We start from the raw sequence: 18,374 nt of genomic DNA, 5'->3' as shown, positions 1-18,374 counted from the left end.
ATGATGTACACAATAAAACGGCTGCTTCTCCTTATTGGTCTGCTCGCGGTTTTTCTGCCGTTGCTGGCGCAGGAGCATTCTATGCTGAAAGTAACGATTGCAGGTAAGGAACATACTTTTTACAGAGATATCGTTGCAAGGCAACTGATTGCTCAGACCTTTATCGATCCAAATGCTACACTGGGCTTTTTTACGGACCGGAGTGAAATTATTCCCTTTTATTTTAGTTGTGTGATCACGGATATCGCTTCCGGGAAAATTACGCTGGGAGACTATCCTGTGATGCAGTTGGTGAATGATATGCCGGTGGCTGATAGCAGTACACGCAAGGCAGGTTTTCTGGCTATTAAAATCAATGATAAGGAACAGGCTAACCCTTTGGAATACACGTCAATACCTGGCAGCAAAAATATCGTTACCATCAATGAGATTACTGCAAAGGAAATAAAAGGTCTTTTTAATACACAGATGCAATGTGTCTCGGATGCTACCAAACAACTCAATGTAAGCGGTTCATTCGTGATTAAGAGATAGGGCGCCCCAATGATGGCAGCGCCCTTTTCGTATAGTGATTGATGTTATGGCTGAGGAGCTGCAACGCCAGAGGCGCTAAGTGATTCGATGGCCGCTTTGATATTGGGCAAAGGTCCGATATGGCCGCCGGTACCTTGAGGCGTGCCGGTATTGATCAGCAGGTTTCTAATGGCAAGTGGTGATAATACAGTGCCGGTGTGGGCTTTGTACCATGATTGCACTGCAATCACGGCAGAAGCAACAATCGGTGTGGCAGAAGAAGTACCTGAAAAATCCTTTGAATAGGTAGCGTCGGGACCACCGTTATAAAGAGATCCATAACCAGCGCTGACAACAGTCCAGTCGCCCCAGCCCTGCAGATGCACGGTGCTGCCATAGGTGGAGAAGCTGGCTTTATTGCGCGATACTTTGGTGCCAGCTCCCACAATAATCGCGCGGTTATCTCCTCTGGCCCGGTAACTGTTATAATAGGCGTCATCCAGGTTTTGATCGCCATTGCCAGCTGCGGCCACTACAATGATACCAGAGTCAGTGGCTGCTTTGGTGATATCCCATACAGCCTGATTAAAATCAGCAGGAACATAATTACCACCCGAACCGCTGGTCTGCATTTCATACAGGAACACATCGCCACGGCGCAGTCTTGCAAGCCCGGCTGCAATGCCGCCTGGTCTTCCAAGTACACGTTCGGAGACAACGAAACAACTATCCGCTCCGTATACCAGACCGGTTACGCCAAAGCCGTTATTTCTTCCCAGCAGTATGCTGATTACAGCGGTGCCGTGGTCTTTATACTGATCATCCGGCGGCGGTAATACTTCCAGCGCTCTTGAGCCAACAAGGTCTTCATGATTTTTATTGTATCCCCATTCAATGTCGGCAATACGAATACCGGAGCCGGTAACACCCACAGACCAGGCATAGATGGCGTTGATACCACGCACATTCGGATCGGTGGCATCTACGTCATTTCTGTAGTATTGCTGCGCGGAATAGTCGGGTGTTACAGGAGGAGGCGGTGGGGTTACTGGTTCTACGGCTGCATATTCCACGATATCCAGTTTCTCGAATTCGTCTGCGAGTTTTAATACATCGGCAGGCTGCATGGTGGGCGCTTCTTTTATATAAAGCAGGCCTCTGAAGGCATAGCGGTTGAAAACTCCAGGTGTTGCTGCTGCCAGGCGGCCTTGTTTCATAGCTGCTTTTTCTTCCGGTGCAAAGGGAATCGCCTGCTCATAAGTAAACGACTGAACATTGCCGGAGGTCCTTCCCCAGGTACTGGCAGCAGATGGGGCAAAGGTTTTAGCAAATACAGGCTGATTTTTTTCGACGGCCAGGATAGCAGCTGCTTTAAATTTTACGAGTAACCGATATTGATCTGTTCCGGGTAGAAGATGGTTCTGACCTTTCAGACTGCCTGGGGCTTGAAGCGGATCAACAGGGGTACTAATGGTTGGTTCCTGAATTTTTTTGGTACATGCCGCAGCGCTCAGACATAAAGCAATGATGAATAATAGGTGCTTTTTCATTGTTGGTTTTTATTGATTGATAAAAAATAATGTTATGGATTTCCGGCTGTCTGTTGGTGGCAGATCGCTTGCGTTTGGTCACTGTAAATAGCTGGGCACCTGGTTGGAAGTGCCGGTAAGTATAATGCTGATGTATGATGATATCAGATCCTGCTACTGCTGGTGGTGGGTAACCGGGAAAAGATATGGAAATGACGGGTTTTTAAACAATCAGTAATGGGCTATAGGTACTATGCTTGACGATTGATGGCGTGAATGTACGTAGTGACACTGCGATGGGATGGGTACTCAAAAAAGAAAGGTGTCTCTGTATAATGAGACACCTTTTCTTCCGCATTTATCTGAAATTCCACCTTACCCCTGCACTGAGGTAAAAGTTGGTGGCAAGCCGGTGGGATGGTACGTCGGAAAATATGGAAGACAGTTTTTTCTCACGAAACTGTACACTGCTGACCAGAACGCTGCCTCCGGCAATGTTGAAATCTACTTTACGTGTGAGATGGAAAGTGTTTTCCAGTCCGACAGTGATTTCTGAATAGCCTAATTGTCTTTTATTGTCAGGATGTTTTTCTACATCAAAGGCAGCGCCGGAAAGCCTTAGGGCAAGGGCGAGATCATCATATTTATTAAGTGTGCTGCTGACACTGATTTTTTCGGGGATGTTCACTTCAACTTTGAACCGGCCGTTGGTTTTCCATGACAGCAGGAAGGCTGGCAGCACCATCGGTGCGCCGAAGCTGTTGGTGAGTACGGCGCCAATACCCAGGCTGAATCTGGGGTTGTAGCGTTTGATAAAAATCACACCGCCGTTGATCACCACATCTTCGTAGTCTATTTTTTCCATATCGGTGAACACACCTGCAGATACCATCGCCATGAGGCTCCATTTGCTGTTGATGGTACGTTTGTGTAACAGACTTATTTGTGTTCCCAGCAGTTCATCAGGGAATATCTGTTTTTCATAATCCTTATTGGTAAACTTGGAATAGGTACCAAATGCTCCGAGGCTCCAGGTGCGTACTTTACCGGTGATCGTGTCTACATGGGAGGATAACAAAAATGCAGCGCCCAGGCTGATACGCTGTTGTGAAGTGGTGGCCGGCATCTTCAGGGAGTCTTCCGGCCGGATATAATGACTGGCAGGCAGGTAATCGACATTAATAGCTACACCAGGGCCGGTGAGGTTGCTGGCGCCAAGCTGTGCTTTTACGGCGCCAGCCATTAACAAAAGTCCGGGCAATAGCCAGGCAGTGCGCTTGTGACAAGCGCGAGGCAGGTGTGTCATATCGAAATTTTTGTAGGTGTTTCGATATCGACACGCTTGTGTTATTTTACCCCTATCTTGTCACAGGAAATTTTTAAAAGTGGTTCCGCTTCAAATTTTAAAGCGGTAGTATCGTTTGAAAAAACAAGCACACCTACCCGGTTGATACTATCTGTCACTGCTTCGTAGGCTTTATCGCCCACCAGGTGGAATATCACCGGACGGCTACTCATCGTCCCTTCACTCATAAAAGAATATTGTCCAAAGATATAATTGTTGCGGATTACCCCGGCAATGGCGCCTGCATTCTTATCTTTCTCAAAACGATTGTAGAAAAGTTGGCCCACTACCAGGGTGTCCTGCTTATGCAGCTCCAAAATGGTAGTATCCTTGCCATTGGCTTTCTGATAACAGATATCTTCGGTAAAAGTGGCCGGGGTTTTTACACTGTCGGTATTTTTATTAGCTTGGTTGCCGGATTGGTTGCCGGACTGGCCGCAGGATGCGAGGGCGCCAACAGCAACGAACGATAGGATTTGTAGTGTTTTCATATCCTGAAAGTAGTTAAAATGATGAAATGTACAAACACAACAAGATGAAGTATACCCTGTATTTAGTTACTGTTTTGTTATTTTTTTATAGTGAGATGCGGGCCTTCTCCCGCGATACTACGGTGACCGGTTGTCGGCGCTGCATCGTGCTCGCAGAGCAGGCGGAGCACCGTATAGCCATTGCCGATGTAAACGCCGGAAAAATTATCTGGGAATGGAAGCCAGCCCTGTGTGGTGTAAAACCTGAACATGTCAAGTGGTTCAATAATCCCAGTGAGGCAAAGCCTGTACTCAACGGCCGTTATATCCTGATGACGGCTTCCGGCGGAGGGGTGGCGCTGATCCGTATCGCGGATAAAAAAACAATGTTTTATGCTTATGCCGGTGGCAATACCCATTCTGCGGCGCTGCTGCCGGATGGTAATATCGTCAGTGCTTCCAGTACCGGTAATTTCCTGATGATTTTCAGGGCAGATACCACCGGATATAATGCCAACGCATATACGAAAAAGATACCGGTAGCCTTCGGGCATAATGTGGTATGGGATGCTGCCGGCCGGCGCCTGTGGACGGCCGCCATGGACTCCATGAAGGTATACCGTTACAACTTCAATAGGGATACCCCCGACCTGATCGCAGATACCAGCTTCCGCCTGCCAGGTACCGAAGCGCATGACCTGTACCCGGTATATGGCGAAAACAGTTTATGGCTCACCAACCTCACCCACGTGTACCGGTTGGATATTGGCTCCAGACAATTATCTCCCGGAGCAACGATACAGGAGAATATCAAAAGTGTTTCTTCCGGTCCGGCTGGCTTTCCGGTGATCCTCGGCAAGCCTAAGGAGTCCTGGTGGACAGACGAAGTGATAGATGCAAAAGGGCAGCGCGTGTTTATGCAGCCCGGGCTCCGGATCTACAAGGCGCGCTGGGTGTTACCGGACCCTTTCAGTGAGTCGAAAACGCCGATGCCGGCCCAAATTTAATTTTCGTACTTTTGCTGGCACATGCAAAAAGGAACATATTCATTAGAAGATATTCTTTCTAATCTCAAGATCAAAACGCTCAATGACATGCAGGAAGCGTCTGTTGCGGCCAACCGCCAGCATTCCGATGTCATTCTGCTCTCTGCTACCGGCTCCGGTAAAACGCTGGCTTTCCTCCTGCCCGTCCTCGAACGGCTCGACCCTGCCAATAAAAAGACACAGGCCATGATCGTGGCTCCTTCCCGTGAACTGGCCCTTCAGATAGAAAAGGTCTTCAAACTCATGGGGACCGGTTACAAGATCACCGCCACTTATGGCGGACACCTCCGTGAAACGGAAGAAAACAACCTGGTACAGCCGCCTGCCGTAATCGTAGGCACACCGGGCCGTATCTGTGACCATATCCGCAGAGGCAATATCACTACCGATACCATCGAAACACTGGTGCTCGACGAATTCGATAAATCACTGGAACTGGGTTTCCAGGAAGAAGTATCCTTTATCATTTCCTCCCTGCCTGGTGTAACCAAGCGTATCCTCACCTCCGCCACAGAAGCGGTAGACATCCCGGATTTTGTAAACCTGGATAATCCGCAGAAACTCAATTTCCTGCCGGAAGATGGAACTCCACAGGCCCGTCTGGCTTATCAACAGGTATTATCACCTGAAAATGATAAGGTAGAAACCCTGTTCCGCCTGATCTGCCACCTGGGCAACCGCTCTACCATCGTGTTCTGTAACCATCGTGAGGCGGTGGAACGCACCAGCACTATGCTGTCTGAGAAAGGTATCCTCAACGAATTCTACCACGGCGCCATGGAACAAAGAGAGCGTGACAGCGCCCTCTGCAAATTCCGTAACGGCACTGTCAACGTACTGGTGACCACCGACCTGGCCGCCCGCGGACTGGATATTCCTAATATCCGTTATATCGTACACTTCCACCTGCCTCATACAGAAGACAGCTGGACACACCGCAATGGCCGTACCGCCAGAATGGAAGCCAGTGGCACCGCAATCGTCATCCTCGCACCAGACGAAAAACTGATGCCGTACATTACCGAAACAGTGGACACCATCCAGCTGCCGGAAAAAGCGGTCCTGCCGGAAAAACCAAAATGGACAACCCTGTTCATCTCCGCAGGTAAAAAGGATAAAGTCAATAAAATCGATATCGTCGGTTTCCTCACCAAAAAAGGCATGCTTAAAAAAGAAGATGTAGGGCTGATAGAAGTGAAGGATTTCTTCTCTTTTGTGGCTATCGTGAAGTCAAAGGCATCCAATACTTTACACATCATCAAAGATGAGCGGATAAAGAATAAAAAGGTGAAAATAGATGTAGCGAAGTAAGTATAGTTATAGCAAAGGCCGGAAGCGATTCCGGCCTTTTTGCTGGTATATTATTCGTATCGTTGTGTTACCTCAATCAATCCCACAATATTTTCATTGAAGGCTTCCAGGTCTTCTGCCGGTATCCATAGCTCATCATGGATGATACCACCCACATTCTGTACAGGATAGGCCTGCAGAAATTCCGTGTTTACTTCAAACCGGGTAACATATCCTTTCCCATAAGCCGGTACATTCCATTGGGTGGATATTTGAATGGCATATTCTTCATTCATGACAGGGTAGAAGATGGGTTGGTCGGGAAGACGGGGAGGAAATTTTTTCCAGCCGGATTGTTCAATTAGTATTAGCTCAGCCAGGCCTACAGGGCGGAATAAAGTCGTTGTCATTTTTTTAAGGATTGCAGGGTTCTTGCAAAAGTTATGTTCATTGTTTCTTCACTCAGTTGGAATGGTTTGCCAGCCAGGGCTGCATTATGCAGGTGGAAGTTGACCAGTATATAAAAAGGCCCGTAGGCCAGCGCCCAGTATACTTCTTCAGGCAGGTCGGCAATCTGTTGTTTCCGGACGGCGTTAGCCACAAACTGCTGCATGGTGCTGCGGAAAACATCTTCTTTAATATCCGGATGATGGATCAGCGGGGAGTTACGGAACTGTTCCGAAAAATGATAATGCAGCGGATACTGCTGAATATAGCGGTAACGGTTCGTCCACTGCAGCCATAGGCCGGCTTCGAAGTCCATGTTGGGGTCAAAGTTGTGCAGGGTTTCTTTGGCAAACAGTGCTGATACAGCGATATACAGCTGATTAAGCAGGTCTTCCCGGTTTTTGAAATAGACGTATATGGTGGAAACAGAGATGTTGGCTGCTTTGGCCAGCTTGTGCATACTGAGGCCATCGAAACCTTCTCTGACGATCATTTCGATGGCCTTTTCCTGTATAGTAATTAGTTTGTTCTCATCTTTTAAGCGCATAGTCCAAAGATAAACGAATAACTATTCGTTTAATCAGGATTGGCGGAGAAAATTGAGGCTGCTGCCGGGTTCCACTTCATAAGGCGTTTTACCGGCTTCGAAGATACGGGCGCTTACTTTGCCTTCCAGGGTGATGGCTTCACCTTTGACATGTATCCAGCCGCCTTCGCGCAGGCCCAGCACAGGTGTGGTGTGTTGGGTATGGAATTCGCGGATGCGTGTCTCTCTGGTTTCTCCCATATGCGGCAGATCGGGGATAGGGTCGAGGTAGTGTGGATTCAGGTTAAAAGGCACCAGTCCCATTGTCTGGAATCCGGGAGGATAAACGATGGGCATATCGTTGGTAGTTTGCATGGAAACACCGCCGATGTTGCTGCCGGCGCTGCATCCCATGTAAGGACGGCCTTCTTCTACGGCTGCTTTTAATTTGTCCATCAGTCCGCGTTCCAGCAGTTCTTTTACCAGCAGGAAGGTATTGCCTCCTCCGGTGAAAAAGCCCTGTGCTTCCCGGATAGCGGCTGCAGGGTCGGCAAAGGTATGCAACCCTTTTACTTTTATCTGCAGCGGCTCAAATGCAGCCGCGGCTTTAGCAGTGTATTCATCATGGGAAATCCCACCCGGACGGGCAAACGGCACAAAAATGATCTCGCTGACGCCGGCAAACAGCGTCTTCATCACAGGCTGCAAATAAGCCAGGTAACCTTCACCATAAAGGGTGGAAGTGCTGGCCAGTACAATATGTTTCATATGTTGGTGTATTTCTCTGGCCGCCAAAATTAACCCTTCCGGAGAATAAATACTACCAAAACATATCACGGCGGGATTAACATTCACACATTTCTTCTTTTCCCTAATTATCACGATATTTAAAAATACTATTCACTTAACCACTATATACGTTATGGAAATCAATTTCAGGGCACTCCCCGCCCTTATGATCTCAGGCGCTGCAGTCCTGGCATCCTGTAACAACACTGCTACTCCCAAAGAAACCAAAGATGATGCTGCCGATTCAACCAGTATTACCGCTTCGACAGGGCATAGCTATGGCCAGGCATACGGACAGGAAGTGCTGCAATACACCCTGCACAATGATGCCGGCACAGAGGTGAAGATCCTCAACTACGGAGGTATCGTCACCGATATCATCACAGCTGATAAACAGGGCCAGAAAGGTAATGTGGTGCTGTCTTATGATTCTCTGAGCGGCTACCAGCAAAAAGGACAGCCCTATTTCGGAGCACTGATCGGCCGTTATGCCAATCGTATCGCCAACGCCAGATTTAAACTCGACGGTAAAGACTACACGCTCGCAGCTAACGATCACGGCAACACGCTCCACGGCGGTATGAAAGGATTTGATAAAGTGATATGGGCCGCCTCCCAGGCCGGCGACAGCAGCCTGCAACTGGAATATACCAGCAAAGACGGAGAAGAAGGTTACCCCGGCAATCTCAAGGCCACCGTGGTATACACCCTCACTCCCGATAATGCCCTGAAAATCAGCTATAGCGCCACTGCGGATAAACCAACACCGGTGAATCTTACCAACCACACTTATTTCAATCTGTCGGCAGGTAAAGACAGCAACATCCTCAACCAGGAACTGGAGCTGAAAGCCAGCCGCTATACACCGGTGAATGATAAACTGATACCATCCGGCCAGCTGCAGCCAGTGAAAGGCACCGTAATGGACTTCACCACCCCGAAAAAAGTAGGGAAAGATATTGCAGCCGTGAAAGGTGGTTATGATCATAACTACGTGCTGGATAAAACATCCAAAGACCTCGAAACAGTAGCCTCCCTTTATGACCCAATCAGCGGTCGTTATATGGAGATGGCTACTACAGAACCCGGTGTTCAGTTCTATTCCGGCAACTTCCTCGATGGTACCCTTGCAAACACCCGCAACGGACAGAAATATGTGCAGCATGCCGGCCTTTGCCTGGAAGCACAACATTTCCCTGATTCCCCCAATCAGCCCGACTTTCCGAATGTAATACTCAAACCAGGAGAAACCTATACCCAAACAACGGTCTATAGATTCTCCACCAAATAAAGCAAAAAGGGCTGACCAGTAACCGGTCAGCCCTTTTGATGTTTAGTAGTTAGGGTTCTGTATTAAAATGCCCTTGCTCCTGTCTATCTCCTGTTGTGGCATCGGGAAATAATAATGCTTAGGTTTGATAAACTTCCGTGGGGCACCGCCTCTGCTCATCACCGTACCATCATAAGCCAGTTTAGGCTGATTGTTGATTGCAACAATGTCTATCAGTTTGGCTTTGTCCCAGCGTAGCAGGTCTTGCTGCCTTTCATTCTCTCCGCATAGTTCCACCCTGCGTTCATGCATCAGCTCTTTCATGCCGGCATTGCTTACAGGAGGCAATGTAGCAGATGCACGCGTCCTGATGGCCTGTATCTCCGCATCACCGGCACCTGGGCCATTTAACCTGATTTTGGCCTCAGCCACCAGCAGATAGATGTCTGCACTCCGCATCAAAGGTGTTTTCAGCGAGTAGTTCAGCCCTCCGGAAGGTTTCCAGCTACAGAATTTTTTGTAATGATAACCTGACCAGGACAGGTCTGGCGTGGCAATCTCAATACCAGTGCCTACATTCACTTTGTCACCGGGTGCCATGATACAGATCTCTTTGCGCGGGTCGCCGGTCTCAAATTCATCTACCAGTCCTTTGGTAGGATAAAAGAAACTCCATCCGTTCCATTTGCGGGGTGCGTGATAAGTGATAAAATCAGAGTAGCCGTTTCCGTCAACGGTTTGTACCGCCAGCAGCATTTCGGAATTATTGCCGGTAGCCGGACTGAAATTATCGCTGTAACGTGGCGCCAGCGCGTAGTTTGGATTGCTGGTCACTTTGCTGCCATAGAGAATGGCTTTGTCCAGTTTGCCCCATTCCATATACAGTTTGCAAAGCAGACCCCAGGCTGTTCCTTTGCTGACGCGGCCTTTGTCGGTTTCGCTATAACTTTCAGGAAGTGCATCGGCAGCCGCCAGCAGATCAGCTTCTATCTGCTGCCGCAGCTGGTCTGAACTGACCTTGGGTTTGTTGTAGTTGACTTTCTCCACATCATCTTCTGTGATAACAGGTGCTTCCCCATAAATCAGTAGGAGCCGCCAGTAAGCGAAGGCGCGGAGGAAACGGGCTTCTCCCAGGCAACGCGCTTCGATCACCGGATCTATGTTAGTGATCTTCGGAATATTGATCAGTGCATTGTTGGCGCGGTTGATGGTTTCATATTTCCATCTCCATCCTGCTTTCACAGTAGGTGTGGAAGCATCGTAGGAGAAGGCTTCTATCGCATCGTCGTAGTCATGGTCTCCGCCACGGACCTGATCATCTGAACAGTTATCAAAAACAAATTCGTTAAAACCTGTATAGTCTTCTTCCAGTAATATGTTGTAAATACCAGTGATGCCATCTACGGCCTGGTCCTGATTACGCCAGTAGTTGCCAGTGGTAAAGTTGCCCTGCGGTTGTACGTCCAGTACATTTTTACAGGCGCACAGGAGGGAGGTGGTAATGATACCGATGGAGAGTATATGTTTGATACGTTGCATAGTGGTCTGTTTTAGAAGTTGAGCGTAGCGCCAAAAGTGAAGCTTCTGGCTTGAGGATAGGCGGCTACATCAACACCGCGCTGACGGTTGCCGTCTTTGGTGTTGTCGTTGTAGCCCAGTTGGGGGGTAAGCCCGGAGTAGGAGGTGAGGATAAAAAGGTTTTGTGCGGCCACATATACCCTGATGTCTGAGATGCCGCTATGGCCCCATACTTTCGCCGGAATCGTATAGCCGAGGGCGATATTACGCAGAGAGAAGTAATCACCTTTCTCTACGAAGCGGTCTGAAGTGCGGTTGTTGCTATTATCGCTGCTGAGTGACATACGCGGCACGCTGTTGCTGGTGCCGGGACCATGCCAGCGGTTGAGGGCTTCTGCATACATGTTGTAGGAATAGGTAGGGTCCATACCCTGCATTTTATCAGCGTTGTACAGTTTTACGCCGCCTACACCTGCAAAGGAAAGGTTCAGGTCAAAGCCTTTATACCGGGCGCCCGCCTGGATGCCATATACCACTTTGGGATTGGGATCTCCGAGGTAGGTACGGTCCTGTTCATTGATAATGCCGTCACCATTGATATCGAGGAAACGTACATCACCTGGTTTGATACTGCCCTTGTTGGGGTCTTTGCTGATGTTGGGATCATTGTCGATATCCTGTTGTGTTTGATAGATACCATTGGTTTTCCAGCCATAGAAAGACGCCAGCGGTTGTCCTTCGTAGGTGCGGGAAATTTCCTGGTTCTGCCGTCCGTAGTTGGAGGAGGAGATATAGGTACCAGCTTCGTATAGCCGTGTAACGGTGTTTTTAATAAAGGACGCGTTGGCAGAGACATTATAACGGAAACGGTCGTTGCCGCCCTGGTAGCTGACTTCCACTTCCCATCCCTTGTTGTTGAGCTGACCGATATTCTGATCAGGAATAGAGGCAGTACCATGCAGGTCCATAGCGGCGGCTGGCACCAGCATATCTTTGGTGTTTTTATTAAACCAGGTGATGACGGCGTTCAGTTTGTTCTGGAAGAAACCTGCTTCCAGGCTGACATTGGTCATCTCTGCTTTTTCCCAGGTGATGTTGGGGTTAGCCAGACGGGAGTTCCAGATACCGGTGTAAGGATTTTCGCCGAAGTTGTAACGTCTGTCTTTATCCACCGGCGCCAGATACTGGAAATCGCGAACATTCTGATTGCCCAGCTGTCCCCAGCCACCAGTGACTTTCAGGTTGCTCATAAAGGTTACGTTGTCTTTGAAGAAACGTTCATCGGAAACCCTCCATCCGGCAGAGAAAGCGGGGAAATAACCCCAACGCCTACCCGGAGCAAAGCGGGAAGAGCCATCCGCGCGGAAAGTGACCGTGAGCAGGTATTTGTCTTTAAATCCGTAGAAGCCTCTGATAAAGCCGGAAGCGATGGCGTTTTCCGGGTTGAAGTTCCCGCTGGCATCATGAATATCGTTGCCGTTATCAAGAACCCTTACGTCGCGGGACTCATCGCCGTAACCCCAGCGTTCTCCTTTAAAGTAGGAGCCTTTGGCCACCTGCTGTGAGTAGCCACCAGTGAGGGTAAGATGATGTTGATGGAAGATTTTGTTGTAGGTGAGAAACAGTTCACTGAGCTGGGAGCTGTTGGATTCGCTGCGGTTCCATAGTTCGGCGTGGTCGCGGGTACGGGTTTGGTCCAGTACCTTGGGCACAAAATTGGACTGGTTGTAGATGCTGCCATCGAAGCCATAGTTGCCCCGTAATGTAAGACCATCAAGGATTTCCAGCTCTCCGTATACACTGGCCAGCAGACGATAGTTTTTGGCCCAGCCGTCAGTTGTTTCCGCGGTGAAAACGGGGTTGTTGATGTCTCCCAGTTCGTTGCTGGCTTTAGAAGAACCGTAGCTGCCGTCGGGATTGCGTACCGGAATGGCGGGATTAAAACGCAGTGCGCTGAAGATAAGACCTGTCTGTGAAGAATAGGTATCAAAGCCTTCGTTCTGGCGATAGGTCAGCTGCATATTTTCACCGACTTTAAAACGTTTGCTCAGTTTATGTTCTGAGTTGATACGGATAGTATACCGTTTGAAATAGGTGTTTTCGATGATGCCTTTTTCATCGTAGTAGCCGGCACTGAAGAGGTAGTTGGAACTGTTGTTGCCACCGCGGAGGTTTACATCGGCGTTGGTCACCTGGCCGGAGCCGAGCAGGGCCCGCTGCCAGTCGGTGCGTTGTGTGGCATAAAAGGGATCGTTCCAGATAGGGTCTATTGTTTTACCGTCATTGGTATACCTTTCTTTTTTCAGCATTACCAGGTCTGGTGCGGTGAGCAGCGGAATATACCGGATGGCATTGGAGACACCTTTGTATAAGTTGACAGTCGTTTTCAGCTTTTCGCCGTAGTTACCTTTTTTGCTGGTGATGATGATAACGCCGTTGGCCGCGCGGGTACCGTAGATGGCAGAAGAGGAGGCATCTTTCAATACTTCCATGGAGGCGATATCGTTGGGGTTGATATCACTGAGGCCGCTGGCCGGAACGCCATCGATGATGATCAGTGGCTCTGCATTGTTGATGGTACCGGTGCCGCGTATACGAATACTGGGTGTGCTGCCGGGCTGTCCGTCGGAGCGGACGATATCTACTCCGGTAACGCGGCCCTGCATGGCCTGTGCGGCATCACTGACCGGGAGGTTGTTGATGTCGGCGCCTTTTACGGAAGAGATAGTGCCGGTTACATCCCGGCGGTTTTGTACGCCATAGCCCACCACTACTACTTCACCCAGTCCTTTGCTGGTGGATTGCAGGGCGACATTGATTACTTCTCTGTTGGCGATGGTGATGGTCAGTGGTTCATAACCCATAAAGGAAAACGACAGCGTTTGTGCGTTGGCGGGCGTCTGTAGCCTGAAATGGCCGTTGACGTCTGTTTGTGTGCCGGTGCTGGTTCCGGGCACGGTAATGGTGACGCCGGGCAAACCGGCCCCGTCGGCGGCGCCGGTCACTTTGCCGGTAATGGTCTTCTGCGCGATAGCTGTGGCCGTGGCTGTACACAGGACTATCAGCAGAAAGCATAGTTTTCTAAGAATGGAAGAACTCATAGTGAAATAAATGAACGGTGAATGAAAAAGGGTTTGGTTATAGCGTGAAGTATACAGCGTTGCACAGCAACGTGGTTTGCTGTGTGACGGGTATTACTTCCGGTGGTTTTTTAGGTGCTACTGGCAGACAATCTCTCGGTAATCAGCTATATCGATTTAGTTCACGGGCTCCGGAATTTGGCATTTTCTGCTTCATAGGACAGGGGTTTTATTAACAAGGATGAAAGAATAGGTTTTTCTGTTGGCAGATGAAATTTTGGTTTTAAACAAGTTAATGAATTAAGTAAATGTAAGTGTATAGTTTTTCGTGTGAAATACCCTTGGGGTTAATTATCTATTAATAGTTTAAAAAAGAGTATCAGTTATTGTTTTCTGCATCCTGATAAGTTGATAGCGTGTTCTTTTCGTATATTCGTTTATGTTTGTGGTATGAAAACCTTATCTATACTGGTTTTTAGAGAATTTTCCGTTACAATCAGCCAATTGCCACTCAATATGCTCATCAGGATGCTCTCTATCCCACCTGCGATAGGGTAGATGTCCAACAGCACTGCCATGGTGTTCCATGTAGCATCAGCATCGTCACCTTCCCGGGAGCAGAAGCCGCACTATTTATATTCAACGACGGCATCAGCATAACCATCTCCCCCGGGAGCAGATAGTAGCACAGTCATTTATATTCAACGACGGCATCAGCATAAAAACGTCAAAAAAATAATATACTTTGAAATACAAAGTACTTTCTATAATTTAGTGCTGTAAAAATTTAAAGTATGAAACTGGGATTTCTGGATGGCTCATCCAGGCTTTATCGCTTTGGTGTATTAGTATTGTTTGCTTATAGTATTGTCTTAATAATTGAACAGCAGTTAAGCTTGAGGGGAGAGCTATTTTGTACAGAGGTGCTTCTTTATTTTCTGGGTGGTATCTGGATGCTGACAGTCTTATTTTCCGGGAACCTGAGAAGCAGCAATCCTTATCGTCGCAAAATGGTGGCCGTTGTGCTGGTAATGTGGATGATCATATCTCTTATTGTGGACAAATACGCCGGGGCTTTTGCTACACCGTCACCCTGGTATGCTATCTCCTTGTTCCTGATAGGAGTGAACACGCTGGCCTTGTCTTATTTCAGGGAATCGCCGCAATGGGCCAGGGAAATACAGGCTTTTATATTAGGATTGACAATACTGCTGCCGGTTTACTTAACGCTATATCTGGGACCACTTTATCCCATCTGTGTGTTCGCAGGAATTATATTCGGGATCGCCTGGGCTGTTTTCTCACCATTGTTTCTGACCTGGTACAATTGGCGCGTGCTGAAAAATACCATCTGGCAGGAAAGAGCTGGCCGCACTGCTTTTGGAGCCGGATTGGGTATAGCCGTTACCGTTATCATTTCATTCTGTGCATATTATGCGGTTGTCAAAAGCAGACTGGATGATCATTATCACCGAATGGCTCATCAGGAGGACGTACAGCAGCCGGGTAAAAATAAGGAAGCCAAAGATTCTCTGATGACTCAAATGCTGGCTGTAGAACTGTCCTCCGGTTTTATGGAAAAATATATATTGAAAACAGATTTCGTTTATACTAAACCGTTATATAGTTCAATTGTCAGCCTCGAAGATGATAGTGGATTCTTGATGTTACAGCGGGAACGGCGTCATGATCCGCTGTTTGTGACAGCTGTATTCTTCTTTGGTCCAACGACCATACCACAGGGAGATAGAGAAGCGGCCGTCCTGTATTTATCTCCTAAAAACAAAAATCAATTTTCTCTCCCTCAGCCCGTCCGCAATAATCATCATCCGCAATAATCATCATCCGCAATAATCATCAGAATTATCATCAGAATTATCATTAATCATCATACCCATCACAGTTACAGGGCGAGGGCATATACAATTATATTCACTCCAAACTTGGTATTATCTTCCGCCAGAAAACGTTTGTTGCGGAAGTCATAATCCCATTCGCAGCCATAGTCCTTGTTACTATACAAAACGCCTATACGACCATTTATTTCTATGGCCTTGAGATAGTCGTGTATAAGATCATCGCCCCAGCCGTTGAGCTCAAAGGAGGTATTGGGCGGGCCTTTTTCGAATTTGAAAAAACTATTGTAGATGGCATGAGAAGATGGAATCTTTTTTAATGCATGTGCTCCAAACAGTTGTGTCATCTGCGTTTCAAACGAACGGGCAAAAAGACCGTCAATGTCGTGGTTGCAATCATCCACAAAAACAAATCCGCCCTTGCTGACATATTGTTTGAAATGTGCCGCTTCGGTAGTATCAAACTGCACCAGTTTGTGACCACTTAAATAACAGAAAGGATACTGGAAGATCTCTGCACTGCTGAGGTCTACGACTTTCTCCTGCATGGCTACAGGAATAGTGGTGTACTCAATTAGTGAATTGAGCAGGTTGGAGGGCATCCGCTGGTCTGTGTCCCAGTCGCCCGACCGGTATCTTAGCCTCACAAATGTAAATGTGTTCCCTTGCATACGTTTATCATTGGTTGTTGCCGCCAGTCTAAATTTTCTTCAATTTCATATTTTTATTTCGTTATTTACTAAAATATTATTTGGCTATTTTGTGGGACATCAAACCTGCCGCCAACATAATAACCCAATGCCAAAATCAGAACAATATCAAATGGGTATACAATTGCTGGAAAAGTTGCCGCTGTTAAAACAGGAAATCAGAAAAGTCATTGTGGGCCAGGAAGCGGTGCTGGATGAGGTACTGGTAGCCATGCTGGCCGGAGGTCACTGTCTCCTGGAAGGGGTGCCCGGACTTGCCAAAACACTGATGGTACGAACGCTTTCGCAGGCACTGCACCTGTCTTTCCGCCGTATACAGTTTACACCCGATCTGATGCCAACAGATATTATTGGTACAGAAGTGCTGGAAGAAGATCATGTGACCGGCAAAAGATTTTTTAAGTTCAACAAAGGCCCGCTGTTTGCCAACATCATCCTGGCTGATGAGATCAATCGGACCCCACCGAAAACACAATCTGCCCTGCTGGAAGCCATGCAGGAATTTGAAGTGACCTATGCCGGACAAACCTACGCGCTGGACAGGCCCTTCTTTATCCTGGCTACCCAGAACCCGATAGAACAATCCGGTACTTATCCGCTGCCGGAAGCGCAGCTGGACCGTTTTCTGTTATACGTGAAAATAGGCTACCCGTCTGAACAGGAGGAGACTGCTATCCTGGCTGGTACCACCGGCACACGCAAAGTGCAGGTGCAGCCTGTGCTTGATGCCAATGATATTCAGCAGCTGCAGCAACTGGTCCGCGAAGTGAGTATCGATGCTGATCTGGTGACCTTTGTAAGCCGCCTGGTACGCAGTACCCGACCGGATACTTCTACTATTGATTATGTAAAGGAATGGGTGCGTTGGGGCGCTGGTCCCAGAGCAGGACAGGCATTGATCCTTACGGCCAAGGCCCATGCCTTACTACAGGGCCGTTACGCCGTTACAATGGAAGATATTGCAGCCATGGCTTATCCGGTGCTGAGACATCGTATCCTGATGAATTTCAGGGCAGAAGCGGAAGGTGTCCATCCGGATAAGGTGACGGAGAAATTGTTGCAACAGGTGGAACGTACCGCCACCCGCTTATCGTGATATTATGAGTAACCTGCTTGATCCAAAGATATTACTGGCCATCAAAGACCTGCACCTGGCTGCTAAAACGGCTGTGGACGGGTTTATGGCGGGTATGCATACCAGCAGGGTAAAGGGAGCCGGGCTCGAATTCAGCCAGTATCGCAGCTATCAGCCCGGAGATGATCTCCGCTGGCTCGACTGGAAAATGTATGCCCGGTCCGACAGATATTATATCCGGGAATCAGAAATGGAAACCAGCATAGATGTGGGCTTGCTGATAGACGCCAGCAACTCCATGCTGCATACCGAAGATGGTATCTCTAAAATAGATTATGCCCGTTATCTCGCTGCTTCCCTCGGCTATCTGGCCCATCTGCAGGGAGATGCAGCTGGCCTCGCGGTATTGCATCACAACCAGCTCTTTAGCATGGCTGCCCGCAGGGAAGCACAGCATATGGCAAGACTATATTATCAGCTGGAAAAAATACAACCCGGCGGAACCTTCACCCAGCCGGTTCATTACCGGGATCTCTTTGCCGGCCCACATAACCGGCAACTGCTCATTTTTATCACCGATTATTATGAGCAATCCGGAGAAATCACTAACCTGTTACAAACACTGGCTGCGCTGGGACATGAGATATTGGTGTTTCACCTGTTAGGTAAAAAAGAACTGACCGGCAACTTTAAAGGATATGATGCAGTGGAAGACCTGGAAACAGGCCAACAGATTGAACTTACCGGCATTGCCGATACAGACTATCCTGTGAACCTGGAAACATATACAGCCTCCCTGCGTAAACAGTTATTACAGAAACGGATCTATTACCGCCAACATATATTGCAGGAGCCGATGGACGCTGTCCTGCGCGATTTTCTGAACCAGCGTAATAAAATGAGAAGATAG

General features: G+C 48.2%; 16 protein-coding genes. 7 read left to right on the top strand and 9 right to left on the bottom strand.

Translation table 11 applies throughout. From position 1 onward, the window contains the following. Window positions 1-534 (top strand): hypothetical protein, encoded by a 534-nt coding sequence (locus DF182_RS03370; protein WP_113614268.1) that lies wholly within the window; start codon window positions 1-3, stop codon window positions 532-534. 44 nt (window positions 535-578) lie between these two features. Here DF182_RS03370 and DF182_RS03365 read toward each other — a convergent pair whose 3' ends face one another. The 3 genes from DF182_RS03365 to DF182_RS03355 all read right to left on the bottom strand — a co-directional run bounded on the left by DF182_RS03365 (window position 579) and on the right by DF182_RS03355 (window position 3,878). Next, entirely contained in the window at window positions 579-2,063 is a 1,485-nt protein-coding gene (locus tag DF182_RS03365; RefSeq protein ID WP_113614267.1) for a S8 family serine peptidase, read from the bottom strand. A 337-nt stretch (window positions 2,064-2,400) separates the two neighbouring features. Continuing rightward, window positions 2,401-3,348, bottom strand: coding sequence for a DUF6268 family outer membrane beta-barrel protein (locus tag DF182_RS03360; RefSeq protein WP_113614266.1), 948 nt, complete (start codon window positions 3,346-3,348; stop codon window positions 2,401-2,403). Window positions 3,349-3,389: 41 nt separating this feature from the next. Continuing rightward, entirely contained in the window at window positions 3,390-3,878 is a 489-nt protein-coding gene (locus DF182_RS03355) for a hypothetical protein (RefSeq protein WP_113614265.1), read from the bottom strand. Window positions 3,879-3,922: 44 nt separating this feature from the next. Here DF182_RS03355 and DF182_RS03350 point away from each other — a divergent pair, with 44 nt between their 5' ends. Both DF182_RS03350 and DF182_RS03345 read left to right on the top strand, forming a co-directional pair. Next, complete coding sequence (locus DF182_RS03350) at window positions 3,923-4,864, top strand: DUF6528 family protein (RefSeq protein WP_147243330.1); 942 nt, start codon at window positions 3,923-3,925, stop codon at window positions 4,862-4,864. A 21-nt stretch (window positions 4,865-4,885) separates the two neighbouring features. Then, window positions 4,886-6,214: a DEAD/DEAH box helicase gene (locus DF182_RS03345; RefSeq protein ID WP_113614263.1), complete on the top strand. Its 1,329-nt coding sequence runs from the start codon at window positions 4,886-4,888 to the stop codon at window positions 6,212-6,214. 50 nt (window positions 6,215-6,264) lie between these two features. Here DF182_RS03345 and DF182_RS03340 read toward each other — a convergent pair whose 3' ends face one another. The 3 genes from DF182_RS03340 to pepE are packed head-to-tail and all read right to left on the bottom strand — an operon-like array spanning window position 6,265 to window position 7,934. Further along, the gene (locus DF182_RS03340) at window positions 6,265-6,603 is read right to left on the bottom strand and encodes a hypothetical protein (RefSeq protein ID WP_113614262.1); all 339 of its coding nucleotides are present in this window, start codon (window positions 6,601-6,603) and stop codon (window positions 6,265-6,267) included. Continuing rightward, complete coding sequence (locus tag DF182_RS03335) at window positions 6,600-7,187, bottom strand: TetR/AcrR family transcriptional regulator (protein ID WP_113614261.1); 588 nt, start codon at window positions 7,185-7,187, stop codon at window positions 6,600-6,602. The genes DF182_RS03340 and DF182_RS03335 overlap by 4 nt, the downstream gene beginning before the upstream one ends. Window positions 7,188-7,220: 33 nt before the next feature. Beyond that, window positions 7,221-7,934: a dipeptidase PepE gene (gene pepE / locus DF182_RS03330; protein WP_113614260.1), complete on the bottom strand. Its 714-nt coding sequence runs from the start codon at window positions 7,932-7,934 to the stop codon at window positions 7,221-7,223. 154 nt (window positions 7,935-8,088) lie between these two features. Here pepE and DF182_RS03325 point away from each other — a divergent pair, with 154 nt between their 5' ends. Beyond that, window positions 8,089-9,246 carry an aldose epimerase family protein gene (locus DF182_RS03325; protein ID WP_113614259.1) on the top strand — a complete coding sequence of 386 codons (1,158 nt, stop codon included), beginning with the start codon at window positions 8,089-8,091 and terminating at the stop codon, window positions 9,244-9,246. Between the two features lie 42 nt (window positions 9,247-9,288). On the opposite strand, the gene DF182_RS03320 is transcribed toward DF182_RS03325, so the two are convergent. Beyond that, the gene (locus tag DF182_RS03320) at window positions 9,289-10,764 is read right to left on the bottom strand and encodes a RagB/SusD family nutrient uptake outer membrane protein (protein ID WP_113614258.1); all 1,476 of its coding nucleotides are present in this window, start codon (window positions 10,762-10,764) and stop codon (window positions 9,289-9,291) included. Between the two features lie 11 nt (window positions 10,765-10,775). Next, on the bottom strand, window positions 10,776-13,844 hold the full coding sequence (locus DF182_RS03315; RefSeq protein WP_113614257.1) for a SusC/RagA family TonB-linked outer membrane protein: 3,069 nt from the start codon (window positions 13,842-13,844) through the stop codon (window positions 10,776-10,778). Between the two features lie 773 nt (window positions 13,845-14,617). Here DF182_RS03315 and DF182_RS03310 point away from each other — a divergent pair. Then, entirely contained in the window at window positions 14,618-15,661 is a 1,044-nt protein-coding gene (locus tag DF182_RS03310; RefSeq protein ID WP_113614256.1) for a hypothetical protein, read from the top strand. Between the two features lie 65 nt (window positions 15,662-15,726). On the opposite strand, the gene DF182_RS03305 is transcribed toward DF182_RS03310, so the two are convergent. Continuing rightward, window positions 15,727-16,350, bottom strand: a complete 624-nt coding sequence (locus DF182_RS03305) for a DUF4159 domain-containing protein (RefSeq protein WP_113614255.1) — start codon at window positions 16,348-16,350, stop codon at window positions 15,727-15,729. 151 nt (window positions 16,351-16,501) lie between these two features. On the opposite strand from DF182_RS03305, the gene DF182_RS03300 reads away from it, so the two are divergent. Continuing rightward, window positions 16,502-17,485: an AAA family ATPase gene (locus DF182_RS03300; protein WP_211327040.1), complete on the top strand. Its 984-nt coding sequence runs from the start codon at window positions 16,502-16,504 to the stop codon at window positions 17,483-17,485. A gap of 4 nt (window positions 17,486-17,489) precedes the next feature. Beyond that, the gene (locus tag DF182_RS03295; RefSeq protein ID WP_211327039.1) at window positions 17,490-18,374 is read left to right on the top strand and encodes a DUF58 domain-containing protein; all 885 of its coding nucleotides are present in this window, start codon (window positions 17,490-17,492) and stop codon (window positions 18,372-18,374) included.

This window comes from Chitinophaga flava (assembly GCF_003308995.1).
GTDB lineage: Bacteria > Bacteroidota > Bacteroidia > Chitinophagales > Chitinophagaceae > Chitinophaga > Chitinophaga flava.
This window is presented reverse-complemented; position numbering and strand designations above follow the sequence as displayed.